The organism is Moorella mulderi DSM 14980 (genome assembly GCF_001594015.1).
In the GTDB taxonomy this organism is placed as follows: Bacteria; Bacillota; DSM-521; order Neomoorellales; family Neomoorellaceae; genus Neomoorella; species Neomoorella mulderi.
In genome coordinates, this window is sequence record NZ_LTBC01000008.1 from 72876 (window position 1) to 98975 (window position 26100).

The following is a 26100-nucleotide window of genomic DNA, read 5'->3' on the forward strand; positions in this document are numbered from 1 at the left end:
TAGTTTTATTAGCTTCGTTTTACTCTTCCAAGAGTATGGCTTGATGCAGGTTATGCAGCTTTTCCAGACGCTCCATGTGCTCCAATGTTTCTTCTTTACGGGCTAGGGCCACTCCTACGGCTAGGGCGTTGGCTACCACCATAGGAAGCGCCAGAGAATTGAGTTCCCCCACCGGTCCTCTTTTAGCTACCAGGGTTACGGTAGCCCGCCTTCCCAGGGGAGACGCCAGGCTCTCGGTTATGGCCACCGAAGGAGCGTTTTGCACTCGACTCCATTCCAGTGCGGCAACAAGCTCCGGGTAGATGCGGAAAAAGCCGAGGGTCACCAGGGTATCCTCTCCTTTCAGGCCTGCCAGTTGTTCTAACATGGAACTGCCGCCCGCAGTCAGACTCTCTACCAGTAGCCCGCTCCTGCGCAAGCGGAACTCCAAAAAATAAACCAAGCTCTTAGAAATGCCCATTCCGGCCAGGAATACCTTGCGGGCACTGCTAACAAAATTCACGGCCTTCTTAAAATCCTCTTCGGCATTCACCCCTACGAAGGCCCGGAGGTGCTCGGCATCTTCCTGGACGGCCATGGCTAAGGAAAAGGCATCGGTGCTGCGTTTAGTAATGGTCTGGCTCATCTTAACCTGGGGCGTGAGACGGCGGCGCAGGATTTGCTGGATGCCCTGCTGGAACTGGGCATAGCTGGCATATCCCAGGTGACGGGCCAGACGGCTCAGAGTGGACTCACTCACCTGTATGACCTCACCCAGTTGGGAAATACTCAAAAAGGCGGCGTCCTCATAATTGTCCAGGATAAACCTCGCTATCTTCTGCTCGCTGGGGCTTAGCTCATCGTAGTGGCTTTTCAACAATCTTTCCAAATCTAGTTGATCTTGAGCCATACTTAAACTTGTCCTCCCTGTATTTCACGACCAAATACTTTATGAAAAATTTTTTTCATAAAAGAATATAGCATATCCATGTTAAAAAATTAGGAAACCAAGGTTAATTTTAGGTAAAAGAAGATTAAATAATCGCGAGGCGTGGGATGCTTACGCGAAGCCTTGAGGAAGGCGCGATGAACGTTATAAGGAGACGGCAGGGTTCGGCCTCAAGGTCCATTTGAAAGTCGATTTTCTTGAAGAGAACCACCGGGGGTCCCTGGCTTCGGTTACTGGGTCCACCACCTCAATGTGGCGTTCTTCCATGCCTTTACAGATGGGGCCGGCGCCATAGCAATGGTCCCCTATCATACGCTGGGGCCGCCGGTCCTCGGGTTGCTGGTCAATGAGGTCTTTGGCCACCTGGCCGTCGTAGATGTTACCGGGGGTTACTTCCACCGCGCCAATGAACTCGAACTCCTGAACCATGGCAATATGAGTCTTATACCCGTTGAAGGTACGGGCCGCTGATTTTCTACCATGGCGCATATCGTGATCGACCGTGGAGATGAGCCGATCTTCAGCTACACCCATTTTGATTTGAAATTCTTTACCGTCTGCCTTGGGGTCGATATCCTGGAAGGTGACCTTTTCTAAGATAGTCCGGAGCTTTGGTTCGGTTTCCGTGAGGGGAAGGGTGGCCGTCACCTCCAGCACCCGCAGGGCATCGTTAACTAAATCGTTGAGAAGCGCTTCCCGGGCCTCAGCATTACTCCAGTCAATGGCCGGTTTCTTCCTCTCCTGGTAATTCAGTTTCAGCCCGGCAAGAAGCTGGGAATCAAAGTCGGCTTTCCTGGTCAGGGAGTGCAGCAACTTGCGGATAGCGGTACGAATAAGGGTATAGGTGTTCTGCAAAGAAAAATGGTAGTAAATAAGGAGGTGGGCCTGGGAGAAAAAATTCCAGAGGCACTCGAGAATAAATCTTAGGGAATACTGGTAATACGGCAGGAGGAAAGAAGGCAAGAGGGAAAAGGTATGCCAACACGAGACGCACAAAAAGCGGCACATGGAAAGCCGTAGCCAATTCTCCGAGTTACTAATGGCATTACGCCAGTAAAGCCAATCTCACCTCTAAACCGTTATTAGAAAGAAAGGAGTTTCTCCAGAAGGTAATTAAGTCCAGTTGCCACCTTCAAGTCATAGACTTTGTTGATGAAAACGGTCAGGCCCTTTTTGAAGGATGACAACTTTTCTACCACCATATTTCTCCAGCGGTTAAGGATGGGTGAATACCGTATTCAGAGGATAACTGGGAAACAGACTCCTCCTCTTTAAGAATTTCCAGCACAACTTTTGCTTTAAAATCAGTTGGATATTTTTTCCGTACGCTCATTTGACGCTTAGGACCCCCTGTTTTTGTGTCTAGCTTTCTGGGTCCATTATATTTTTTCGTACTCCCTGGCTTTAAACTGTGGTGGATTGGTCTCTTTAAGATACTTCCTGACGGTATTCCTGGATACACCCACTGTCCAGGCTATTTTCTTGATGCTTACCCTCTGGGCATGCAGTGCCTTGATGGGCTACCATTTGTACATGCTGACTACCTCTTTTGTCTCCCCCTCTCGAGGGAGATTTTATCATAAGGTGGGTCAGTTTTACTTGACGATTGGGGGTCAATTCTATTTTACGATCTACAAAGACCATCCCGGATATAAGGATATTAGTATCGAGCATTATCCTCATTGGCCTTCACCATAAAGCTCTTTCACAAGGCGCTCGCGTACTGTGGCTATTTGTTCATCCAGTTCCTCCCTGGTAAACCCTTTTTCCCGGGCCTCAACCTCAAGCTCCTTAAAAATAAGGTCTAAAGGGGAAACCGGTTCCAAGACGACTTTGTTACCATCGACATAAATACGCAGTCTGGTATTCTGGTTGATCTGGAGTTTTTCCCGCATTTCTTTGGGTATAGTTACCTGGCTGCGTTCAGTAGGTTTGATGAATTGTTCTTCCATAAGTAAGCCTCCTTTCTTCTTTAAATATGATACTAGGAATACTTACCGTAAGCAATAATGGCGTGTAAAAACATGCTAATTACTGTTAAATTTGGCGCCAATAAGCTATAACATTAAATTCTTGACAAAATTTGACCTTATTTTGACCAAATTTGACTTTGACTTTACCTGACTATCTTCTTAAAATAAAAGTGAAACTACAATAAAACTTAAAGGGGGTATGGTACAATGTTTGGGCTGATACCTTTTTATGGCAGGAGAAAAAGCTTGAGGCCAATATTCTCTGATGTCGAGAATTTCATGGAACGGGTGTTTAACGAAGACTTGTTTTGGGTCCCTGTATTCGGACAACCCTTTAAGGCAGACGTCAAGGAAACAGAACATGAGTATATTGTGGAAGCTGAATTGCCGGGAATAGAAAAAGAAAATATTATAATTACTTATGACGATGGTGCGCTCAATATTTCTGTCAAACAGGATACAATTATCGATGAAACAAGGGAAAACTTCATTCGCAAAGAGCGGAGGAGTGGCAGCATTGAGCGCAGATTTTTCCTGGAAGGCGTGGAAGAAGAAAAAATTTCCGCTACTTACAAAAACGGCCTGTTAACAGTAAAACTGCCAAAGAAAGAAGCAGGGTTAAAACGCGGCAAACATATTCCTATTGAAGATTGATACCCATGACTTAATGTGGGGTACAACTCCCTAAGCTCTTCATTTTCTTATATAGAGGCGGTTCTCTTCAATAAGGGAACCGCCTCTAGTATTATACATTATTGAGAGCGTCTTTATCAATAAAGCCAGGTAGTATATTTTTTGTTGTGCAGCATACTTAACAACATGATACTTCTGCTTACGCCATCAAATTAAACTTTACCCCTCGAAGTCCCACTTTGCCTCAACAGAATTGCCGGTGAAAATTACTCAAAAATTCCCCGAGTTAAGGGTTTATATAATTATGAAAGCCTCTTGTCGTTTCTAATAACCAAATGTTGGTTGTTCTAGTGTCTATAATTCATGACTACCGGCCCTGGAGGTTGCAGGTGAACAAAATGCGAACAGCTTCCTGTTTCTCCCTACAGGAAGCTGTTCACGGCATTTTAAACCCTTGCAACTGCTTAACTATCCTGGTGGGCACGGCAGGGATTGAACCTGCGACCTCTTGAATGTGAGTCAAGCGCTCTCCCACTGAGCTACGCGCCCATAAGAATTCTTTGGTGGACGTGAGGGGATTCGAACCCCTGGCCTCTAGAGTGCGATTCTAGCGCTCTCCCAACTGAGCTACACGCCCTTCCCCTTGATGCAGATTTTATTATAATCTTTTAGCATAAGCCTGTCAAGCCGAAGCTGAATCGATGCTAAATTTTACATCTTTTACCATTACCAGCAGGATTTAACCCTTCCCTGGCGAATATTATGCCCGGGGAGGGAAAAAAATGCGCCGCCAGATTGCTTGGCTTACGATTTTCTTTTTTTTAATGGCCGTTTATATCCCGACCTCCAGGGCCGTGGATATTAAAGATACCTTGAGGCAGCGCCTCCAGGACAGCCAGAACCAGGAAAGTCGTATCCTACAGGATATCCTGCGCCTGGATGCCAGGTTACAAAAAACCACTGCCGAGAACCAGGAGTTAGTAAAACGCCTGGAAACTGTCCAGGAAGAATTGCGGGCTGCCCGTGCGGTACAGGCCAGGGCGGAAGCTGATCTGGCTGCCGGGCGCAAAGATTTTGGCCGCAGTTTACGCTTTTTCTACACCTATGGCTCTTCCCCTTTTATAACGGCCGCCTTGTTTAGTACCAACTGGTCCGATTTCTTTATACGCTGGGAGCTACTAAAGCACCTGGCCGGTCATTTCTACGGTATCGTCCGTCATAACCTGGCCCTGGCCAGGCTGGCCCGCGAAAAAAGCAACCTGGTGGCTGCCAAAGAAAAGGAACTGGAGCAGGCCCGGGAAGCCTGCCTGGCGGCTCAGAAAATCCTGGCAGCGCTAAAGGAAGAACAGCAAAAGAAGCTTAATGCGTTGCGCCAGCAGAATACCACCTGGGCCCGGGACCTGCTGGCCCTGGAAAAGGCCTGGTCCGGCGCCCTGCCGGCTTTGCAGTATCTCTTGCAGCAGTTGCCAGCCCTGCCCTGGCAGAAGTTACGGCCGGATTCCATTCAGGTTGATTTAATCCGGGGAGAGGTAGTAGCTGCCTTCAGCCAGCAAAACCTCAATACAACCCTGTTGAGTTCGCAAGCACAACTACGGGACATCCGCCTGGTCCTGCCAGGGGGAGTTATAAAAATCCTGGGACCTGACTTTGAGGTCCAGGGTACCCTCCAGGTTTATGGCCCCCACCAGCTCTTGTTTATTCCGCAAAATGTGGCCTTCGCCGGCCTGCCCCTTGACCCCTCCACCTGGACTGAACTCCTGCCGCGGGACAAGCTGGTCCTCAATTTACCGCCACCGGATTATGGTTTAAAGTTTAAAAATATATCCCTGGAACCGGGAGAGATGGTTCTGGTCCTGGAAAGATAGCAACCAGCACGAAACCCGGCTTAAGTGCTAAGCCGGGTTTCAGATAAAGCCCCTTAAGAGGCTTCCCAAGCTAACGGTAATTCCTGACCTTCATGCTGCTGTAGCAATCCCGGCAGTATACCGGCCGGTCGCCCCGGGGCTCAAAGGGCACTTCCGTCACGGAACCGCACTGGCTGCAGATGGCCTTATACATCTGCCGGGGACCGAAACGGAAATCGTTGCGCCTCTGGCCACCGCCCTGGCGAGCTTTCCGGGCGGCCCGGCAATCGGGACACCGGGACGGTTCGTTGGTAAAACCTTTTTCAGCGAAGAATTCCTGCTGGCCGGCCGTAAAGATAAACTCTCTGCCACATTCTTTGCACGTTAACGTTTTGTCCTGGTAAAACATCTTACTTCTCCCCACAAGATAGTCTCCCTAAAGCCAACGGGGCATGTACCATACTTACCAGGGCTATCCCAGGGGAGATAGTTAGTAGTAGGCCAGGCCAACGTTCTTTAGAGGCTCTTTTAGTATAGCGCACCTCCTAAAATTTTGCAACTCCATTTAAACCTGTAATCTTAAAAATCAGGGATATAGGCCGTTGTAGCTGCCTCTAGCTCCTGATAATAGCCATTTTCGAGACCGAGGTTTTCAAAGTAATCGAGGACAGTTTCATACTCGGCAGCCGTAAGCTTGCGGTTAATCTCGGGGCAGCGCCCGGCCTGCCAGACGGGCACATACTGGGCCATCAGGCTGATATGCGTCTCCCGGGGTAAAGTGGCCTTTATCCAGTCCAGCACCCGGCAGGCAGCCCTGACCTGGCCGGGTAAAACCAGGTGGCGAATTAAAAGACCCCGCCGCGCCAGGCCGTCATCATCGAGGTCCAGAGTGCCTACCTGGCGCTGCATCTCCAGGATGGCTGCCGTAGCTACATTAAAATAGTCAGGCGCATGGCTGTAACGCCCGGCAGGTTCCGGATCTGGATATTTAAGATCCGGCAAATAAATGTCCACCAGGCCTTCCAGGGACCGTAAGGAGTCTATGCTTTCATAAGCATTGCAGTTATAGACTACCGGGATCTGTAGTCCCTGTTTCCTTGCCTCCCGGAGGGCGGGAACTAAAAAGGGGCTGTAGGGTGTCGGAGATACCAGGTTGATGTTATGGGCCCCTTGAGCCTGGAGATCAAGGAAAAGGGCCGCCAGGCTTTCCACCGCCATTTCCTGGCCCCTGCCCTGCCAGCTGATGCGGTAGTTCTGGCAGAAGATACAGCGCAGGTTGCAGTGGGAAAAGAAGACTGTACCGGATCCCCGGCTGCCGCTCAGGCAGGGCTCTTCCCAGTGATGCAGGATTGCTCTGGCTACCTTTGGCCGGGCTCCAGCCCGGCAAAAACCGCGTTCGCCGGCCAGGCGGTTAACCCCGCAGGCCCGGGGACAGAGATTGCAATGTTTTAACACGTCCACCTGCCGCATCTCTCCTCCGGTTGAGGCAAAATAAGAGCGGAGCAGGTTGCCAGTGGAACCTGTTGCCCATCGCGGAAGTATTGCTGCAGTTTATATTCGCTGCAGCACAGGGGAATCCTCTTTCCAGCTTCCCGGCTAGCCAGGGTATGCAATCAAACTAAAGGTTTGCTGCTTAAGCTGAAAAGGATAAAATAAGGTCAGCCTTTCTACCCGGGCTGACCTTTTAATTTACCAGTGCAGGATGGAAATTATGCCCTGCTTTTCTGGGGGGTCGGTTATGGTGAAAATACCAGGCTCTCCTTAAGTTTGAGTTTGGGCGAGTCCACGCAAGTTCTCCAGCCGGCCCGTCGCATAAAGATAAAACATGATCACCAGGTGGATGCCTAAAGAGAGAATGAAAGTTAAGGGCAGGTTCCAGTTGCGATAAAACAGCATGCCATTGGCCCGCAGGAGTAAATGGAGCAAGGTGGCACCCAGAGGAAAAGCAAGCAAGATAAGTACCACCGGCAGGATGCTCCTGTACTGGGCCAGGAGATGGCTGAAGACAATTATTAGGGGAAACCAACTTGCCGCCAGGAAAAGGGGTATCCCGCTGATACTAACCAGGTCGACACGGCGGAAGGCCCAGAAACCAAAGTAGTTCTGCATCAGGTAAACTACCACGAAAGCCAGGACTAATCCGCCCACCAGCCCGACGAGGGCCAGTTCCTTAACTCGCTCCCAGGGCACAACCAGGAACATGAGAATCAACCCGCCCAGGAAAACAATTGGTCCCGCCAGACCTTCTAAAACCATTTACCATCACCTCAAGGATATTTTCCCCGGAAAATCTATTAATATACAAAGCTGTTTCAGCTGGCAGCGTAATCCTCATGGTAGTTTGCAGGTGAGTAAAACTATATATCCCTGGGCCTGGGTTTTAAAGCCTGCCAGACTGGATATAAAGTTCTGTTCACTACCTTAACCGATATGGCTGCTACCTTACACGCCTCCTGGAAGTGCTGTGAGAAATCCTTCAAATCAAAGCCTAAATAACCTTAAAATCTTTAAGCCTGCGCCAAAGGGTAACCCGACTTATACCCAGGCGCTCTGCTGCCAGCTTCTTTTTACCCCCGGATTCCTTCAATACCCTTAATATATATTCTCGCTCTTCAACCGAGGTACTATTTCCCTTGTTCTCTATTAAATCCTGAGATGTGGAAATGTCTACCTCTACGTCAAGTAGCTTTTCTGCCAGGTATAATATCTCATTTGGTTCTAACTTTTCTTCGTTTAAAACCATAATAACAAATCTCTCTAAAAAATTTTCTAGTTCGCGTACGTTTCCCGGCCATGAATATTTCTTAAGTTTAGGCTCCACTATTTTTAAGTAATTCAATATCGCTCTTTGAGACCTGGCAGGAAGTTCCATCTTGTTAAATAATTTTAACATAAAATGCTTTGATAATAAAACTATATCTTCAAGCCTTGCCCTCAAAGGAGGAATATGCAGATTGAGGACATTTATACGATAATAAAAGTCTTCCCGCATACGACCTTCTTTTATAGCCTGTTTTAAATTACGATTGGTGGCGGCAATTACTCGCACGTCTACTGGTATTACCCTTGAGCCGCCCACCCGCATAACTTCTCTCTCTTGTAAAGCTCTAAGCAAACGCGTTTGTAAATTTAGGGATATCTCTCCAATTTCATCAAGAAATAAAGTGCCACCATGAGCAAGCTCAAATAACCCGGCCTTACCGCCTTTTTTAGCACCGGTAAAAGCACCTTCTTCATAACCAAAAAGCTCGCTTTCAAGTAAATTTTCAGGTAACGCAGCGCAATTAATAGGCACAAAAGGACCGTTTGAACGTTTACTTGCCAAATGTATACTCTGGGCAAAAAGCTCTTTACCCGTGCCTGACTCGCCGGTTATAAGTACGGTTCCCTCGCTGTTAGCAAATCGTTCCGCAAACTTTTTGGCCTGTTTTATGGAAGTACTTTCACCAATTATATCATCAAAACTTGCCCGGGCGACAAACCCTTTATTTCTATACTTTCTCCTAATTTCATACTCTGACTCCTGAAGGTGGGTTAAATTATTAAAAGTAACGACCATCCCTTCAACTTGGTTTTTTTCTATAATCGGAATATAATTGAAAACCAGTTCGTTATGGTTTAAACGTTTAACACAATTTATCTCAGGTTTTTTGAGTTCTTTTGCTTCATGGTATTTTTCTCCCGGCAAGACATCAGTTACATTTCTTCCAACTGCTACCCCTCTTGCAATTCCTAATATCTTTTCCGCCGAAGTGTTAAAGAGATTTACCATATCTGAACGATCGACGGCTATCACACCGTCTTGAATATTATCTAAAATAACTCTAAGCTGGTTATTCTTTAATTTATCATGCCAGCGGGAAACGGCCAGCTGGACTGCAATATCCAGGGCCTCACGGACAGTCTCCCGGGGATATCTAAAAACAAAAGGAAAGTTATACTTTTGAGCAAGCTTACATACTCGCCCCGCCCCTACTACAACCTGAAACCCGCGGCTCTGAAGGGTTTTGATGCACTCTTCAGCATCGCTACTATCGTTAAAAATGAATTCCTCTGCTTGCACTTTTACTATTTGTAAAAGTGCTTTGAGTTTGGAAATTGGTTCACGGAAACTCATGACAGCAACCGGCTCACCGTAAGCTTTAGCAGCCTGGTAAACTAGTTCTAACACCGTACTTGCACCAGCGTTGATGGCGACAATAGGAGTCTCTAAATTATTATTCAGAAGCCTGGCGTTACTATTTCCTGTTACAAAAACCTCCACTTCTTCCTCTCGTTCTAAACGGCGGGCAATGTTCAAAGCCTCCTCTAACTGAGAATCAATTACATGTAATTCGACTATACTTTCATAAACACTTTTCATCCCCTTTATTATATCCGTCAACTTTCCATAACTAATAGCAACAACTCTTGGCTTCATAACTTCCACCCTATCCTCATTTATTAAAGTAAGATAAGGTTAACCTATATATAATATTTTCCAACTAAACATGGAATTTCCTTCTTATTTGTGTACACAAAGTTTCGGCGAAATCCGCGCTTTGAATGCGGATTTCGCCGAAACTCAAGTTTTCTCAAAATTCAGCCCTACCTATTGCGACAATATATTTTTCTTTATATAAACGCAGCCATCCATAATCATTCGCGCTGTACGTCCAACAGCAGCCCGTCGTATTACATACTTGCCGCCACTATCGTCCACCTGAGCCTCAACGTCTATTTTTCCCGCTGGATGGCCGAAAACCAGTTCTTTACGCTTCTTAGCTTCTTCTTTAAGGACTTCATAGACAACTGTTCCTGGAATTTTGGCTGCCACTCCAGTACAGATTGTGCCGGTGATAGCATAGGCTTTGTGGGTTTTAAGCATGAAACAAAGCCTGGCAACAAAATCAATTTCATCTTCATCTATAAATTTTTTGTTATAGGTTTCATAGCTGGCGCTAGGACTTACCATAACAATGAAGGGGATATAAGGGCTTTCCGTTGCTGCCTCCTGCCAATTATTCACCAAACCGATTTTCTCTGTGGCCTTCCCTCGTACTCTTTCAATGCGGTCAAGTAGTTCTTTATCTCCATCCATTTCCTGTGGTGTTTCCGTGCCTTTCATCCCTACATCCTGGGCTTTAAGAAAAACTACAGGGTTGGCGGCATCAACTATTGAAACTTCAATCTTGCCCAGGCCAGGTACGTCAAGCTTATCCTTTACATTGCCAGTTGGCAGAAGCTTGCCCGTAACTGAACCTTCTGAATCCGAAAAGTCCAGGTTAATTTTAGCTCCGCTGCCGGGAACGCCATCTATCGCATAGTTTCCATCTACCAAGGCTTTCCCGTCTTTAGTAGGAACTTCGGCAATAATTATTTTGCCGGTATTAGTTTGATGAATGCGGACGGTTGTAATAGGTTCAGTGGCCTGGACAAACCCTTTATCTATAGCAAAAGGTCCTACAGCAGAAGAGATATTGCCACAATTACCTTTAAAATCCACCTTGCTGGTATCGATACTTACTTGAGCAAAAGTGTAGTCAACATCTGCATCTCCTCGTGTTGGCGGTCCAATAATTGCCAGCTTACTTGTCAAAATATCAGCGCCACCAAGCCCATCAATTTGGCGAATATCTGGACTTCCAAAAACCGCTCTAATAACCTTATCTCTTAAATCAGGGTTTTTGGGGAGCTCATTTTTCAAGAGGAAGATCCCTTTACTTGTGCCGCCCCGCATAATTGTGCAATGAAGGGAAACCATTTCCGGATGCATTTTATTATCCTCCTTTGTCTCATTCTAAAATTGCTGGAGATCATAAGTTTATTTTTTATGTTTTGCCCTAAGATAAGGAATAAGCCCTCCCGCTTCTACCAATTCTTTAACGTTGGCCGGTAACGGCGGCACAACATAACTCTCATTTTTACTTAAATTTTTTATTATACCAGCTCCCAAATCTACTTCCAATTCGTCCCCTTGTTCAATCTTATTAATTTCCTCTAGTTCCAGGACTGGTAATCCCGTATTAATGGAATTTCGAAAAAAGATACGGGCAAAAGACTTAGCAATAACACCCCCCACACCCGCGTACTTTAAAGCAATTTGGGCCGTCTCCCTACTAGAACCCGAACCAAAGTTTTCCCCGGCAACAATAAAATCTCCTTTGCAAATACGATCGCTAAATCCAGGCATCACTCCCTCCATGGCATGGCGGCCTATCTCTTCGTAATTCATCTCCATATATTGAGCTGGAGATATGAGATCAGTATTTATGTTATCGCCAAACTTCCATGCTTTTCCCCGCAACAATCCATGCGGCATCTGTCATCCCTCCAAATACGGTCTTGGGTCAGCAATGCGGCCTTCTAGTGCTGATGCTGCTACCGTTGCCGGCGAAGCCAAATATATTTCTGCCTGCGGGCTTCCCATACGCCCGACAAAATTGCGGTTGGTAGAGGAAATGCAGCGCTCCCCACCGGCCAGAAGCCCGCTATGCGCGCCCACGCAGGCCCCGCATGTAGGAGCCAAAATAACTCCCCCGGCGTCAGCTATCGTCTCCAAGAAGCCGGCTTTCAGGGCACGCTGATAAACTTCCCTCGAGGCCGGGGAGACCAGAAGCCTGGTATCTTTTGCTACCTTCCTGCCGCGAAGAATCCTTGCAACCATCATTAAATCGTTAATCCGTCCGCCGGTACAAGAACCGACATATGCCTGATTAATCTTCTCACCTGCCACTTCATTCACAGGACAAACCTTATCTACGGCCGGCGGGCAAGCCACCTGGGGCTCAAGCTGGCTAGCATCCAAGCTAATTTCACGTACGTAGACGGCATCAGGATCGCTAGAGAAATGCTTGCCTTTATCTAAACCTAACGCTTCCAAGAAAGCATCGGTAATAGCGTCGGCTTCTATGATGCCATTTTTAGCCCCCATCTCTACAGCCATATTGGCTATACACCAGCGTTCATCCATAGGAAGTTCTTTTATCGCCGGACCAACGAATTCTACAGCCCGGTATGTTGCTCCAGCATGGCCGATTATTCCACAAGTCTTTAAGATTATATCTTTGGCCATCACTCCTGGACCAAGCTTTCCTACCCAAAACACCTTGATGCTGGCCGGAACCTTAAGCCAGATCTCGCCAGTAACCAAAACTCCCAACATATCAGTCGAGCCTATGCCGGTGGCAAAAGCCCCTACTGCGCCACCCATACAGGTATGTGAATCCGTACCTACGGCAATCATACCTGGTCTAATGTATCCTTTTTCTGCCAATATTTGGTGACAAGCCCCTTCGTATTCATGGTATCTACGGATACCGCAACTTCGGGCCCATTCTCGAGTAAATTTGACGATATCTGCCTGACGGATTGTGGCCGGGGGTGTATAATGGTCAGATATTACTACTACTTTTTCTGGATCCCATATCTTAGCACCTAACTCCTCCAACCTTTCCGCAATTTCAATCCGCGGGCCAAGGATATCATCCATCATGGCTACATCTACTTTTACACTTACTATTTCACCCGGTGTAACCTTTTCTTTTCCAGCTGCTGCAGCAAGAATTTTTTCTGTTAGCGTCATTCCCACGCTACCACACCTCCCCGGATTAATCCCTACAAACTTTTACCCACCCAGTAACCCTGACATGTAGCCTTCATAAAGTTGCCAGGCTCCTCAGCATCACCAATAACGTAAATTTCAGCATTTTTCCCCGGGTTAACCCCGTTATGGATACAAGATTTTTGTCCCCAACAGAATACCACCACCTCTGCTTCCCAAAACTCCTGCCCCGATTTACTCGTAACAATTACCCTGTTTGCTTCTAAATCCTTAAATGCTGTACTAGTCTTTAGTAAAATACCCGCTGTAAGCATCATCTCCTTTAACGCCTGCCGGGTTATGGGATCAAGGTCACTGGCAACGTCGTCTAACAGTTCAATTAAGGTAACTTTAGCACCTTTCTCACTAAGAGCCAGGGATAATTCGCATCCTTCACCCCCTCCGCCCACAACCGTGATTTTCTTCCCCGCCATGGCGTTTATTTTCCTAAAGCATTCTTCCGCAGTTAAGATTTCGAGTTCTAATTTTTCCTTTTTTACTAGCAAAGTTTCAGGGAGGAGCGTGATTGCTCCTGTTGCTATAATCAGGACATCAGCGTTTAAATCAAGGTATCTATTTTGATGCGCGTTAAAGACAACTTGAACTCCACTATCCTTTATTTCGTTTTTCAGGTAATCTACCCATTGCTTAATCCTCTCTTTACCTGGAGGAATTGAAGCTAGCAGGGCCTTTCCGCCCAAGTAATCTTTTTTCTCAAATAGGGTTACGTCGTGGCCACCCTTTCTTGCTGCAAGGGCAGCAGTTATTCCTGCCGGACCCCCACCTATTATGACAATCTTTTTCTTTTTCCCAGGCATTCTAGATTCTACTTGCGCTTCATTGCCAGCCTCGGGATTGACGGCGCAGCGGATGGGTAGCTTGCCAAAGACCCTCCTCTTGACACATCCCGAGTTACAGCCGATACAAGGCCTGATTTTCCCCCCCTGTAAAGCTTTCCGCGCCCAATCAGGGTCGGCGATCATACCCCGGCCTACAGCTATAAAGTCCACTTTATCTTCATTTAGGATCTTTTCCGCAAATGCTGGTTCACGGATACACCCCACACCTATTACCGGGATGGAAATAGCAGCTTTTATAGCCGCAGCATAAGGTATCCGCCATCCCTGGGGTGCGTCCCAGGGCTCCAGGCTATAACGTGTTTTGCCCGGCCCACAGCTTACATCGATAGCATGTGCACCGGCATCTTCCAGGGCACATGCTATCACCTTGCTTTCCTCTAACTCAATACCACCTTCGAGGAATTCCTTGCCATTAATCCTAACTATAATGGGATAGCACCCAACTCTTTGCTTAACCTCTTGCAACACCTCTAATGGAAAACGAAGTCGATTTTCCAAAGAACCGCCGTATTGATCGTTCCGGTAATTATACGCCCGGCTTAGAAACCTGGCCAACAAATAGGAATGGGCAGAGTGAATCTCAACTGCATCAAAGCCTGCTTCTTTTGCCCGCGCAGCAGCTTCAGCAAACTTGCCGGCCAGTAATTTCAGTTCAGCCTGATCCATGTTTGACGGAGCCCAGCCCCCTGACCTGTTCCGCCCGGAATGGTTGAGTTGTATCACTGCCCTGGCGCCGTATTTTTTGATTGTCTCTGCCAAGCGACATAGACCTGGTATAAACTTATCCTCATCAACGCGTGGCTGGGCCGCCCCACCGGAGCCCCAGGGATAATCAACAGCGCTGCTCTCAACTATTACCAGGCCCGCGCCCCCTCTTGCCCTCCGGCCATAGTAAGCTAACATTTCTGGTGAAACGCTGCCGTCGGCGTGGGCTAGATTAGTACCCATGGGAGGCATGATTATCCTGTTTTTGACTTTTAAGCCGCCAATTTCGCCTTTATCGCCCAGCGAGACCATCTTTTAAACCGACCCTTCCCTTTATAAAAATCTCTTACAACGCTTCTGCATTTTCCTTGGTAGCATTCTTTTGCCTTTGACTCATCAACCGGGGCAAGAAGAGAGAAAAGATGATTATAACCCATAACACTGCCGCTACGGGGCGGAAGAAAAATATAGCTGCGCTCCCGCCTGAAACAGAAATCGCAGTAGTAAATGATTTCTCGCATATCGGGCCCAGGACGAAGCCGACGACGGCAGTAACCGGGGGACAACCGCAGTATTTCAAGGCATAGCCCAACAAGCCGAATACGAGCATCACACCTACATCAAAGAAGCTGTTCCGTACTGCATATACTCCTATAACCGCCAGGACCAGTATGACGCCGGCAAGGACAGAGCAATCAACTTTAGCCACCTGGCAGGCGGGACCGACGATAATTATACCTATCAGCACAATTAACAAACTGGAAGCCAGAAGCCCTACTAGAAAGGTGCCCATTACCTCTGGACTGCGCTCAAAAACTCCGGGCCCGGGACGTAGCCCGTGCATCATGACACCTGATAAAATAAGGGCCGCGGTAGAACTGCCCGGAATACCCAAAGCAAGTGCAGGCAAAAGAGCCATTGGCACTACAGCATTGTTGCTGGCCTCGGAAGCAATAACGCCTTCGCGAATCCCTGTCCCGAATAATTTGGGGTTACGTGAAGCGCGTTTGGCCTGGTCATAAGCCACAAAATTGGCTACCGCCGCACCTTCGCCCGGTACAAAACCTATCCCGGCGCCAATGGCTGAGGCTCGTATAACTTCACCGAAACGCTTGCCGATTACCTCCCATATATCTACCAATACGCCTTTTAAAGTAAACTTCACCTGCTGGGTAGCTAAAATCTCACCACTCTTATGCTGGACCATGACAAAACACTCTGACAGCGCCAGAAGCCCCACCAGGGCCGGTACCAGTGGGATACCTTCGTATAGCTGGTAAAAACCAAACGTGAAGCGGTTATACCCGATAACAAAGTCGGCGCCCACTGTACCCAGTAACAACCCGGTTATCCCCCCCAGAAATCCCTTAATGGGATCACTGCCGGCCAGGTTGCCAAGAACAATAATCCCCAACATAGACACCAGAAAAATCTCGGCCGGGCTGATCCTGGCAGCGTAAAAAGACAGTATAGGTCCGGTAACAACGAGAACAAGTCCTGCCAAAAAGCTACCTACAGCGGAAGAAGTGGCACTGGTTACGATGGCCGTTGCCGCCTGGCCTTTTTGGGCCATAGGATAACCGTCCAGGATCGTAGCTGCTGCCCCAGGTGTCCCCGGTGTATGCATAAGGATGGCGGGAATAGAGCCGCCGTACATGGCCCCCACATACACACTGGCCAAAAGAACCAGCCCGGTGTCGGGTGATAACCCGTAAGTTACAGGAAGGAGTATGGCTACACCCATGGAGGCGGTGAAGCCCGGAAGAGCGCCAAAAATCATCCCTAAAAAGCAACCCGATAAAGCGGCTATGAAGTTGTTTAGAGTAAAAAAATGATTAAGGCCGATTAATAAAACATCTAAAATCATGCTTCTTCTCCCCCAACTTTAACTTAGCAGTTCTTCAAATATGCCCCGGGGCAAGGGTATCCCTAACAAAACAACAAATACGATATAGAGGATCGCGGAACTGCATATGGCTACTCCAAGGGTAGTTTTAAACCTGATGCCAAACAGGCTCAAAAGGGCAATCAAAATAACAAAAGTGCTTAGGGTAAAACCCAGAACAGGCATCAAAAGTACATACAGGATACCGTTTCCAAGATAAATCCACATTTTTTTCAGGTTTTTAGAGGTCCCGGTTTCCTCAGGAACTTGCTCTGGAGCCCTATTTCTTAATTTGATTACAATCTTGATAATGCTTAAAACAAAGCCACAGATGAGCAGCAGTCTCGGGTAAATTGCCGAAACAAAGGGGTAATTCCATGAACTTATGGTGAGAAATAGGGCGAAGATTAGAAAACCTGTTACAAATGCCCAGTCTTTCATTTTCATCACCTCACCATTTCTATTCCCCCGGGCTGGCCAGGTAAGCTAGCCTTGCCCGGGGGAACGATTATATTACTTTTTAACTAAGAACTGCTTATATTTATCTACTATTTCCAGAGAACCCTTGAGCTTCTTCTCAAATTGTTCCCTGGGTATCCAGAAGCTCACATCAGCCTCTCCGTTGTCCTTTAACTGTTTAACAAATTCGGGATCAGTACAAGCTTTGGCCAGCGCTTCCTCAATGAACTTTACCCTTTCCGGGTGTTTCTCCTGGACTTCACTGTTTATTGAGAAAGCGCGAAGAACGGTAAGCTCGGCCAGGTCACTTTTGCCGGTCTGCTCCGAAATAGGTGTGGCTTCAGGCCACATATTGGGTACTTTGGTATTGGCCATCAGGCCTAAAGCGTATGCAACATCACGGATTAAATAACCAGAGTAGGAGTTGGTAAGACAAAGATCTGCATGGCCCCCCGCAAGGAGCTGATTGGCCTCATTGGCACCCCCGGGGGAGTTTACTATCTGGAATTTAATCCCAAAGACATCCATAACATAGTAAGCCACGAGATTCTGAAAAGAGTTGGGGCCGGTCATTGACACCTTGTATTTGTTGGGGTTCTTCTTGCAGTCTTCGATAAATTCGGCGAAGTTTTTCCAGCGGTTGTCGTCCTTCCTTTTCAGAAACAGAATAGGATCGTCGTTGATGCCGCCCAGGTTATAAAAGTTGTCCAGTTTATACTTGGCCTCGCCCATAACAATTTGCTGGTAGAGAACCGGCCAGTTGGTAAAGACAAAGGTATAACCATCTGTCGGTTTATTCATGTAGGCAGTCCAGCCGGCAAGACCGGAGCCACCGGGGATATTTTCGATTAATAACGGCCTGCCTACCACCTTGTCAAAGTAAGGTTTCATGGTTCTGGCATTGCGGTCACTGGTGGAACCCGGGTTCCAGGGGACAATCATGGTAATATCTTTTTCCGGGAATTTTTCATTTCCCTGTTTAGCTTCCTGGCCACCCGTTTCTGTCTTCTTTTGTCCACAACCCCACAAGAACAAGCTTAGTAACATTATGAAAGTTATAGTTAAAAAAAGTAGTTTCGAGGGTTTCTTAATTTCTCGAACCATAAGCAGCCTCCTTTCAGTTAAGCCCTTAGTATCCCACATATTCCATCTATAGATTTCATTTTCTCCACATTCCCAATACTGGTTAATAGTTGTTCAGCCCTCTGCTTACCTAAAACACTTTTACATAGTTCTGTAGCTTTTTCCTTCAGTTCCATAGGCGTTAATGGATTTTCCGGTTCCCCTTTGGCTAAATCTACCTTTTTTTCCATCGACCTCCCTTCTTTAGTCTTAATGCTTACTACGGCCTGGCGGCCGGTTTCGCCAAATTCTTCATATTCCTTAACCTCCACTTTTTGCATAAAAGAAAGAACCTCAGGATCAGAAAGTCCCTCAATAAATGCGTTGATGCTGGTTGCACCTTTTACCAATGCTAAGGCAACTGCATAAGGCGTACTCAATTGTGCTCCCAATAAAGTTGAAACGTTGGTGTTACCTGTTTGTTTAGCACAAAGCTTACTTACATAGACAATAACTTTGTCAATTTCCTTTATATTGATGTCATTGCAACATTTGATTTCTAAGGCTGCGTCAATCGCAGTATGGCAGTAACGACAAGCAGCATGACGCTTAATTCCTACCCTCAAAATTCGATAAAACTTCCCCAAATTCTCTGTCAGCTTAGCAACATCGGCTCTATCGCTAGTAGCCTTCAGAAAACCGTTTTCTCCTTCCAGGATTGATGCCGGTCCTGTAAACCCGCTTTCGGCTAAATAAGCAGCCATAATACCATTCCAAGCGCTTTTACCAGGATGGAAACGCTTAATCATACTGCCGTCTTGAAGAAATTCAAATAACCCCGCCGCCTGTGTGCCGCTAATACCCAATGTGCTCTCTATTTTGGGGGGCTCCAAACCTAAAATTTTAGCACTGGCGATACCGGCACCAAAAGTACCCACCGTTCCCGTAGTATGAAAACCTCTCCAGCGATGGGATGGATTAATGGCTTCGGCAATGCGAATGGATGTTTCATAACCAACCAAAATTCCTTCTAACAGTTTCTTCCCGCTACACCCCGTAGCCTCTGCCATCGCCAATGCAGCCATTACAATCGGTGCGCCTGGGTGAAAATATGTAAACCTATCGGTATCATCAAGCTCAATAGAATGAGCCATGGTAGCATTTATTAACGCTGCATTTGGAGCCGGAAGTTTAACATGAGAATTTATTACCGTAGCCTCAGGTATTCCTCCTAATCTCGATACTACTTTTTGGACGATTAGTGCCTCTTTACTTTGCGAACCGGCGACCGCTACGCAAAGGGTGTCAAGTAAGCAAGCTTTAGTTTTTTCAACTACTTCTTTTGGTATAGCGTCGAGATTAACGGAGTAAACATATTCCGCAATAATTTCTCCAGGCGTACCCATAATCCCCCACCTAATATTTTTAATAGGTCTTGCTCCTGAAAAAGTCTTTAAGGACGCAAAACGATTTATAATAATCTAGCAGCCTGTATGAGTAACAAGATTTGAGTTAGGGCACCTTTGCTACGAGCAATCTTCCTTCTATCCCTTACTAAGAGAAGAGGTTTCTATAACAAAAATTTTACAAGGTTTATTCACACAGGCTGCTAGCCTTCCGGGTGCTATTTCCGTAAGAACACTGATTTGTGAAGTTCCCAGGTAACCGCATTAATTTTGGTGAACTTATGCCTGCAGGTTATCTAGGATACGGGCAGCATCATCCAAGTCCTCTAAATGCCACAACATATCAAGGGTATCCCTCGTCTGTTTAGGCGTTAAGATGTCGCGAGCCAAACCCTCAAACTTGGCCTCAAGTTGCTCAGGTGGCCACTCCCGACCAACGTCTTCTAGAGTCCAGCAATTGTGGACAACTATCTTTTCGCCGGAATACGTAGTAGCTTCCATACGTATGTTCCGTTTCCCCGGAGTTTGCTTAGTGAATTCCGGGTTTTCCTCAATGGTCATACGGCTCAACAAATCAAGCACATCTTGATCTAAGAACCTTTCCCGGGCAAAGGTTTCAGGCGTAACATAACCGTCAAGGAGTGCTGCAGCTATTGAGAAAGGAATACTATGGTCAGCTGTTTCGCGGGTCTTAGGCTGCCATAATTGCTTCCTGTTTACTGCCGTCCGCATAGCCGATTCAAACATCTCTACTTTCAAAGACTTGATTTCGTTCGGGTTTACCTTTTTTCTCAATTCAAGAGCAGTGTCAATGGGCATTTGGCAGGAATCCCGCACTGGATACTTCTTTAGCATAAACTTTTCTATCCCAAATGGTGTCCCCTTGCTTAAGGGTTCTATGCTAATTTTACCAGTAACCATATTCATCATTCCATACTCGCCTTCCATGGCTTCCTCTGGCCCGGTCATGCCCTCGCGAGCCATCATGGCTGCCAGGATGCCTTGATAGCAAGCCATGCCGGCAGAACATGCCTTCCACATTGAGAGTTCGCCCACGCGGCACTGGTATGTTCCAACGGTATTTGTCAAGGCGAGGGCAGCAGTATTGGCTAATTGCTCTTTGTTCAGGCCCATAAGTTTCCCCACTGCAAGAGCGCTACCGACACCAATATAATTGGTCTGGTCCCAACCTAGTTTATCCAGCGGCGTCTGGGCAATGAAGCGGTAACATATTTCATAAGCCAATGCAGTTGCCGTTATCAGGCTTTTGCCATCCACGTGGAGAGCCTCGCCTATTGCCAGGACGGCCGGGATAGTATCACTTGGGTGACCAGCATCTTTAATGCGTAAAGAATCATTGAAGTCCAGGTACCGCACCATAACGCAATTTGCAAAGCAAGCCATTTCCGGGGAGGTTCTGGTTAGAGTACCAATAACACGGGCAGTAAGCGGGTTTCCCGTATCAAAGCAGAGCCTACGGACTATTTTGCAAGGTTCCGCATGAAAAGCACCCAAGGCACAACCTATAGAATCGATCCACTTATACTTTGCACTTCTGACTGTACTTTCGGGTAAATCTTCATAGGTCAAAGAATATGCATAATCGGCCATAACCTCAATACTATGATCGAAAGGCATCTTAAATCCCCTTTCATTATTGATTTATACATCAAGAAGATTTTCACTTAGCTAATCATATAAGGGCGCCCTAAAATAATGCATTAGCAAAAAGCGTACCAACCCATAATTTAAAGAGAAAGTCTTTTTATGTAGTTCATAAGAAACAAAAACGTTTCAGGAAATGTTTAATATGTTTCATGAGTTTCAAGTCTTTGATTGATATTACCGTGTACCTAATTATTCTTCTGGGTTCTTGCTAATTTTTCCTCACAAAGTTAAGTGGCCTTTTGTAACACTTTCGTCAAAACCCTCTGGCCTATATAGCCAAGTTTTGTTTTGCATAGCGTGATTTTTTGTGGCAAGCTCACCGGTGTATGTAACAAACGAAACCGACTATTAAGCACAATTGTAACATTTTTTGAAACAAATTTATGCGAAAATGAGTACAATTGCAGACTTACAGGTTGGCACAGAATTTGCAATAAGAAATATCCGAAATCTAAAAACAACATATATGGAGGCGTTATAAATATGGAAAAAATGTCTACAAGGCTACGCAATCTCTTAAAAAGAAATGAAATCCTGGTGGCACCTGGAGCACATGATGTTTTAACAGCTAGGATAGTAGAAAATGAGGGATTTGAAGCGGTTTATATGACTGGATACGGTACTTCTGCCAGTGTATTGGGTAAACCGGATGTAGGGCTTTTGACAATGACCGAGATGGTTGAAAGAGCTAGAAATATGGCTGAAGCAGTAAATATTCCAGTTATTGCCGATGGAGATACAGGTTATGGCAATGCAGTAAACGTGGTAAGAACTGTGAGAGAATATGAAAAAGCTGGTGTTGCTTGTATTCAACTTGAAGATCAAGTTGCTCCTAAAAAGTGTGGTCACATGTTGGGACGAGAAGTTATATCAACAGAAGAAATGGTAGGAAAGATTAAAGCAGCCTGTGATGCAAGACGTGATCCTGATTTTATGATAATGGCCAGAACTGATGCCCGCACCAATTTTGGGATACAAGAGGCTTTAGAGAGAGGTAAAGCATATGAGGAAGCAGGAGCAGATATAATTTTTATTGAGTCAGTTGAATCAGTAGAAGAAATGAAAATGGTTACAAGCAGCTTCAAGGTCCCCGTGCTTGCCAATATGCTCGAACATGGTAGAACGCCGCTTCTAAGTGTAAAAGAATTACAGGAAATAGGATATAATCTTGTTATATTCTGTGTGGCATCTACCTTTGTAACCGCAAAAGCTGTCACCGAGCTTATGAGGACTTTAAAAGCTGATGGGACTACTAAAAACTTCCTCGATAGAATGATTGCTTTTGAAGAGTTTAATAAACTAATCGGATTGCCGGAAATTCGTAAAATAGAAAAGAAATATTCTACCGGTAGGAATTTTGCGGATATACCGGAAGGTCATTAATATCCCCGTTCTTGTATCCATAAAATCCTTTAATAAAGTGCTTACATTTAATGATGTGCGTTAAATTATGATACAGCCCAGCTGGTAGAGAAGCGCATTCAGGATGCGCTAGTTTTACTCCGGCTGGGCTTTATTCTAAAGAGCCACTATAGGGTGTAATCATATACCGAGGGTAAAATAGTTCTGCACGATGCAAGACTTTCCTCTAATGATTTCCGACGTAACCAAAACAGCATTATATTTGCCAGCCAGTTCCAGGACTTCTTCATCAAAGCCTTCATTCAGCACTGCGGGTATAAGAAACGCAATGTTATGGAGCACCTGCCAGAAGCGGAACAGCCCTTGGGTGAGATGCCCGGCTCTTCCGCAAGGGTCCTGGTAAGGAAGCGAACTCAGCTATCTGGCCCACAACCTGATCGATGTTCGCTCCGGTGTTATTCTCGGCGCCATGGCAACATTGGCCAATGGAGCTTTGGAACGGACAGCCGCCCTGGAGATGTTGAAAAAAGCGCGCCCCTTTTTACCAGTTCTATCCCAGGAAGGAAAACGCCTCTTCCTAGCTGAAGTGATTATATGGTATGATAAATTTACCGCACCTGGATAATTAGGATTGGAAACCAGCAAGGAGGCGTCCGGCTTGTTCGGTATGGAATGGTTAATTTATGGCAATTACTGGATGGACTGGGGCCTGGCCCTGGGCATCACCATAGCAACACTCCTGAGCCAGCGGGTCCTGCTGCGGATTGCAGTCCGGCGGCTTAAGGCTGTAGCCGAACGGACCACTACTGAGCTGGACAATATGGCAGTAGAGCTATTAGACAAAACCAGTGGTTTTTTTCTCCTGACCGTTGCTATCTGGGCCGGATCGCAGGTTTTGGAGCTGGGTGAGACTTACGTTGTCCTAAGGAAGGTTCTGATCGGAGCCTTCTTCCTCCAGGTAGCCCTGTGGGGCAACGCTCTCATCACCAATTGGATTAACAGTTACGCCCGGAAGCTCCTGGACCAAGATGCGGTCGCCGCCACCACCCTCTCAGCCATCGGCGTCATTGGCCGGGTCCTGCTGTGGACCATCGTGGGCCTTTTGGCGCTGCAAAACATCGCCGATCTGAATCTGGGCACGCTAATTGCTGGTCTCGGCGTTGGTGGCATCGTGGTAGGCCTGGCGGTGCAGAAAATTCTTGGCGACCTCATTGCATCCCTCTCTATCGTTCTGGACAAACCCTTTGTTATCGGCGACTTCATTATTGTCGATGATCTGATGGGCACAGTAGAGCATATCGGCCTCAAAAGCACCCGCATTCGCAGCCTGAGCGGCGAGCAGATCATCTTTGGCAACGGCGACCTGCTCCAAAGCCGGGTACGGAACTACAAGCGGATGCAGGAGCGCCGGATTCTCTTCACCATTGGCGTGACCTACCAAACTCCCTACGAGAAGCTGCAGGCCATCCCGGGGATCATTCGGGGGATCATCGAATCCCAGCCCCATACCCGTTTTGACCGGGCCCACTTCAAGGAGTTCGGGGATTTCTCCTTGAATTTCGAGGTGGTGTACTACGTAACAGTCCCAGATTACAACGTCTACATGGACGTCCAGCAGGCCATCAACCTAGAGATCTACCGGCGCTTTGCCCAAGAGGGTATCGAATTCGCCTATCCGACCCAGACCCTGTTCCTGGAGAAAAGCGGCGCATGAATGACGGGACGGACCCCGGTCTCACCGTCCCAGCCACACCCGTAGCCATGGAGAATTCCCGCGGCTCACCACGGTGGAAGGTTACCCCGGCCAACCTCTACGACGGTACCATAGACAAGCTGAAAGAAAAATTTGATGTTTCCTGGGAAGCTATGATCAACCGGCTGGATGAATTGGGTATCCAGAATAAAACCCTAACAAAAAATGTTAACTGAATGGCAGCATTGTAAACCTCTGATTTTATTAAGGCCATAATTATAGACAAGGATAACCCCATTGAATTTAAAAAAATAGTGGACCGTCTGGTCCACAAAATTATGGTTTATCAAGTTTGGATTGAGGTAATGCTATAAGGCTGGTGGAGGCGGGGCGCATACTTTCAAATCCACAATTCAAATCAGTAACATAAGGCATAACCAACATTATGGTAATGAAAAATTACCGTCCTTTTTGCTCCATTAACTTTTCGACCAGCCACATTTGAATTACTATCTGGTAGAGAATATACTTTTTCAAATCCATAATGCAGATAACTGTCCGCCGGAGAGTCACGGCTTGGAGGGGTGGAAGGAAAGTCTTGCTGGATAATCCAACCACTTCCTTTATGGAAGGTGTATACCATAACTTGCTGCACATTGTTTTAAAGTATTATACCAAGGCATTATGTAGGGATATGCTGTGATTAATGTGGCAACTTTACTCGCAATGTCTAGAAAGTAGCTAGGATTCCTTTTTTTATTCTCTTCCTGACTTGCTGCTAATTGGGCTATTCCTAAAGTTAGTTGGTGAATTACCTCTTTAAGTTCTTTAATTTCAGGTGCTTGAGCTAGTATTCTACTAACCTCAGGATATTTTTCTTCAACAATCCTAGTAGCTTCGTTATAAGTTATGCTAACATTGCCCCCATCACTATAAATATTTACATTAAAGACGGTTTTATAGTTAGGAAGTTGCTGCGCTTCAGTCAGATTTAACTTAGGACAAAAGAATTGAGAGCAGCAACAGAGTTCCGTTTTCCGCGAAGGGCTTTCTTTTTTTTTACGTGTAAGAGATATCTCTCTGTAAAATCAAAAGCTAACCACGTTCTTTCCGGATCTGGCTCATATTCTTCCCCACAGATATGACATATTCTGGTTTCTTTAGAGATCAACCTGGGGTCATTAACCGCAAAATCAATATCCCCATTTGGACATTCAACCTCAAAAGATGGTATTAATTTACTTCCTACTAGGGACAAAAGGTAATTAGTAACGCCTTTAATTTCAGATATCCCCAATCTTTGGCAAACATAATGAGGAGCAAAATGCCTTCTACCTTCTAATGCCATTTCTTCAAGGACATCATCAATTTCGAAGGTATTCATTTTGCATCCCCCTAAGTTCCCGTTTTAGGAAAGTTCTCAGAACCACTGCCCCAAGCTTTCTTCCTTATTTGAATTATTTTGTCCAACACAAAGCTTATTACTTCTTCTGAGACTGGTGTAATAAAATTTAAACCCTGATCTGTTATCTGATAGCTTATATCCTCTTTAAGTCCATAACTATGCTCAAACAAAAAATTAAATACCCTCTTTTTGCATGGTATATCTTTAAATTCTTTAAGGTATTCTTCCTCCTTACTGAGGTCTTTAACCGTTGGGCTAGCTGTTACTTCTTTGGTTGCGTAAATGCCTTCCAACATTTGGTGTTTAGCATTACGTAACTTGGCTCTTAAGATTATAGCTAACTCCAACGCTTCTTTATCGGTAAGCTTAGTAATTTGCTCCCAAGTTACTTCTTCTTCAAATGTACTTTTAGTAATTCCCATGGCTTTTAAAACAGCCGACTTAAATTTTTTTGTATCCTGCATAGGTGTTCTTATTTCGATCATAAAAGGTTCGAAATGAATAAGAACGTAAGCGTCAAATACAGCCCACCTTGGCACCAATCGCAAGTATAGGGGATAATCCTCTTCAGAACACAAGCTGAGGAGGATTTTTTGTTATGACCAAAGCCGAACGGCAAGCACTATGGGAAACCC

At 46.2% G+C, this 26100-nt stretch carries 24 protein-coding genes, 2 tRNA genes and 1 pseudogene; 5 read left to right on the forward strand and 22 right to left on the reverse strand.

Annotated features, from left to right (window positions below; genetic code table 11):
* Window positions 1-19: 19 nt before the first annotated feature.
* The 5 genes and pseudogenes from MOMUL_RS10355 to MOMUL_RS10370 all read right to left on the reverse strand — a co-directional run bounded on the left by MOMUL_RS10355 (window position 20) and on the right by MOMUL_RS10370 (window position 2880).
* Complete coding sequence (locus tag MOMUL_RS10355; RefSeq protein ID WP_084785592.1) at window positions 20-889, reverse strand: MurR/RpiR family transcriptional regulator; 870 nt, start codon at window positions 887-889, stop codon at window positions 20-22.
* A gap of 183 nt (window positions 890-1072) precedes the next feature.
* On the reverse strand, window positions 1073-1783 hold the full coding sequence (locus MOMUL_RS10360) for a transposase (RefSeq protein ID WP_161485006.1): 711 nt from the start codon (window positions 1781-1783) through the stop codon (window positions 1073-1075).
* A 370-nt stretch (window positions 1784-2153) separates the two neighbouring features.
* Window positions 2154-2261: pseudogene (locus MOMUL_RS15820) on the reverse strand (transposase); the annotation flags it as partial.
* Between the two features lie 46 nt (window positions 2262-2307).
* Window positions 2308-2445 carry a helix-turn-helix domain-containing protein gene (locus MOMUL_RS17340; protein ID WP_330219202.1) on the reverse strand — a complete coding sequence of 46 codons (138 nt, stop codon included), beginning with the start codon at window positions 2443-2445 and terminating at the stop codon, window positions 2308-2310.
* A 162-nt stretch (window positions 2446-2607) separates the two neighbouring features.
* Window positions 2608-2880 carry an AbrB/MazE/SpoVT family DNA-binding domain-containing protein gene (locus MOMUL_RS10370; protein ID WP_062284699.1) on the reverse strand — a complete coding sequence of 91 codons (273 nt, stop codon included), beginning with the start codon at window positions 2878-2880 and terminating at the stop codon, window positions 2608-2610.
* Window positions 2881-3108: 228 nt separating this feature from the next.
* Between MOMUL_RS10370 and MOMUL_RS10375 the strand changes: the two genes are divergently transcribed.
* Window positions 3109-3555 carry an Hsp20/alpha crystallin family protein gene (locus MOMUL_RS10375; RefSeq protein WP_062284701.1) on the forward strand — a complete coding sequence of 149 codons (447 nt, stop codon included), beginning with the start codon at window positions 3109-3111 and terminating at the stop codon, window positions 3553-3555.
* A gap of 453 nt (window positions 3556-4008) precedes the next feature.
* On the opposite strand, the gene MOMUL_RS10380 is transcribed toward MOMUL_RS10375, so the two are convergent.
* Window positions 4009-4083: transfer RNA gene (locus MOMUL_RS10380), tRNA-Val, on the reverse strand.
* Window positions 4084-4095: 12 nt separating this feature from the next.
* Window positions 4096-4171, reverse strand: a tRNA-Ala gene (locus MOMUL_RS10385).
* A 145-nt stretch (window positions 4172-4316) separates the two neighbouring features.
* Between MOMUL_RS10385 and MOMUL_RS10390 the strand changes: the two genes are divergently transcribed.
* On the forward strand, window positions 4317-5399 hold the full coding sequence (locus tag MOMUL_RS10390) for a hypothetical protein (RefSeq protein ID WP_062284702.1): 1083 nt from the start codon (window positions 4317-4319) through the stop codon (window positions 5397-5399).
* 70 nt (window positions 5400-5469) lie between these two features.
* On the opposite strand, the gene MOMUL_RS10395 is transcribed toward MOMUL_RS10390, so the two are convergent.
* The 13 genes from MOMUL_RS10395 to MOMUL_RS10455 form a co-directional block, all read right to left on the reverse strand.
* The gene (locus MOMUL_RS10395; RefSeq protein ID WP_062284704.1) at window positions 5470-5787 is read right to left on the reverse strand and encodes a zinc-ribbon domain containing protein; all 318 of its coding nucleotides are present in this window, start codon (window positions 5785-5787) and stop codon (window positions 5470-5472) included.
* Between the two features lie 170 nt (window positions 5788-5957).
* Window positions 5958-6848: a radical SAM protein gene (locus MOMUL_RS10400; protein ID WP_062284706.1), complete on the reverse strand. Its 891-nt coding sequence runs from the start codon at window positions 6846-6848 to the stop codon at window positions 5958-5960.
* Window positions 6849-7139: 291 nt separating this feature from the next.
* Window positions 7140-7634, reverse strand: coding sequence for a hypothetical protein (locus MOMUL_RS10405; protein WP_062284708.1), 495 nt, complete (start codon window positions 7632-7634; stop codon window positions 7140-7142).
* Window positions 7635-7866: 232 nt separating this feature from the next.
* On the reverse strand, window positions 7867-9798 hold the full coding sequence (locus MOMUL_RS10410) for a sigma 54-interacting transcriptional regulator (protein ID WP_062284709.1): 1932 nt from the start codon (window positions 9796-9798) through the stop codon (window positions 7867-7869).
* Between the two features lie 171 nt (window positions 9799-9969).
* Window positions 9970-11133, reverse strand: a complete 1164-nt coding sequence (locus MOMUL_RS10415) for a 2-methylaconitate cis-trans isomerase PrpF family protein (RefSeq protein ID WP_062284710.1) — start codon at window positions 11131-11133, stop codon at window positions 9970-9972.
* Window positions 11134-11181: 48 nt separating this feature from the next.
* Window positions 11182-11679, reverse strand: coding sequence for a 3-isopropylmalate dehydratase small subunit (locus MOMUL_RS10420; protein ID WP_201786509.1), 498 nt, complete (start codon window positions 11677-11679; stop codon window positions 11182-11184).
* A gap of 3 nt (window positions 11680-11682) precedes the next feature.
* Entirely contained in the window at window positions 11683-12942 is a 1260-nt protein-coding gene (locus MOMUL_RS10425; protein ID WP_236713076.1) for a 3-isopropylmalate dehydratase large subunit, read from the reverse strand.
* A gap of 32 nt (window positions 12943-12974) precedes the next feature.
* A complete protein-coding gene (locus MOMUL_RS10430) occupies window positions 12975-14837 on the reverse strand; it encodes an NAD(P)/FAD-dependent oxidoreductase (RefSeq protein WP_062284714.1) in 1863 nt (620 codons plus the stop codon).
* A 34-nt stretch (window positions 14838-14871) separates the two neighbouring features.
* Window positions 14872-16392 (reverse strand): tripartite tricarboxylate transporter permease, encoded by a 1521-nt coding sequence (locus tag MOMUL_RS10435; protein ID WP_062284715.1) that lies wholly within the window; start codon window positions 16390-16392, stop codon window positions 14872-14874.
* An 18-nt stretch (window positions 16393-16410) separates the two neighbouring features.
* On the reverse strand, window positions 16411-16851 hold the full coding sequence (locus MOMUL_RS10440) for a tripartite tricarboxylate transporter TctB family protein (RefSeq protein WP_062284717.1): 441 nt from the start codon (window positions 16849-16851) through the stop codon (window positions 16411-16413).
* Window positions 16852-16923: 72 nt separating this feature from the next.
* Window positions 16924-17973, reverse strand: coding sequence for a tripartite tricarboxylate transporter substrate-binding protein (locus MOMUL_RS10445; RefSeq protein WP_062284719.1), 1050 nt, complete (start codon window positions 17971-17973; stop codon window positions 16924-16926).
* A 17-nt stretch (window positions 17974-17990) separates the two neighbouring features.
* On the reverse strand, window positions 17991-19337 hold the full coding sequence (locus MOMUL_RS10450; protein WP_062284721.1) for an MmgE/PrpD family protein: 1347 nt from the start codon (window positions 19335-19337) through the stop codon (window positions 17991-17993).
* A 279-nt stretch (window positions 19338-19616) separates the two neighbouring features.
* Window positions 19617-20975 carry an MmgE/PrpD family protein gene (locus MOMUL_RS10455; protein WP_062284723.1) on the reverse strand — a complete coding sequence of 453 codons (1359 nt, stop codon included), beginning with the start codon at window positions 20973-20975 and terminating at the stop codon, window positions 19617-19619.
* Between the two features lie 513 nt (window positions 20976-21488).
* Here MOMUL_RS10455 and MOMUL_RS10460 point away from each other — a divergent pair.
* From MOMUL_RS10460 to MOMUL_RS10470, 3 genes are all read left to right on the forward strand, one after another.
* Window positions 21489-22388: an isocitrate lyase/PEP mutase family protein gene (locus MOMUL_RS10460; RefSeq protein WP_062284725.1), complete on the forward strand. Its 900-nt coding sequence runs from the start codon at window positions 21489-21491 to the stop codon at window positions 22386-22388.
* Between the two features lie 646 nt (window positions 22389-23034).
* The gene (locus MOMUL_RS10465; protein ID WP_062284744.1) at window positions 23035-24081 is read left to right on the forward strand and encodes a mechanosensitive ion channel family protein; all 1047 of its coding nucleotides are present in this window, start codon (window positions 23035-23037) and stop codon (window positions 24079-24081) included.
* Entirely contained in the window at window positions 24078-24296 is a 219-nt protein-coding gene (locus MOMUL_RS10470) for a hypothetical protein (RefSeq protein WP_062284726.1), read from the forward strand. Before MOMUL_RS10465 ends, MOMUL_RS10470 begins: the two co-directional genes overlap by 4 nt.
* Window positions 24297-25051: 755 nt before the next feature.
* On the opposite strand, the gene MOMUL_RS10475 is transcribed toward MOMUL_RS10470, so the two are convergent.
* Together MOMUL_RS10475 and MOMUL_RS10480 are read right to left on the reverse strand one after the other, a co-directional pair.
* Entirely contained in the window at window positions 25052-25444 is a 393-nt protein-coding gene (locus tag MOMUL_RS10475; protein ID WP_062284727.1) for a hypothetical protein, read from the reverse strand.
* 11 nt (window positions 25445-25455) lie between these two features.
* Window positions 25456-26007 carry a hypothetical protein gene (locus MOMUL_RS10480; RefSeq protein WP_062284733.1) on the reverse strand — a complete coding sequence of 184 codons (552 nt, stop codon included), beginning with the start codon at window positions 26005-26007 and terminating at the stop codon, window positions 25456-25458.
* Between the last annotated feature and the right edge of the window lie 93 nt (window positions 26008-26100).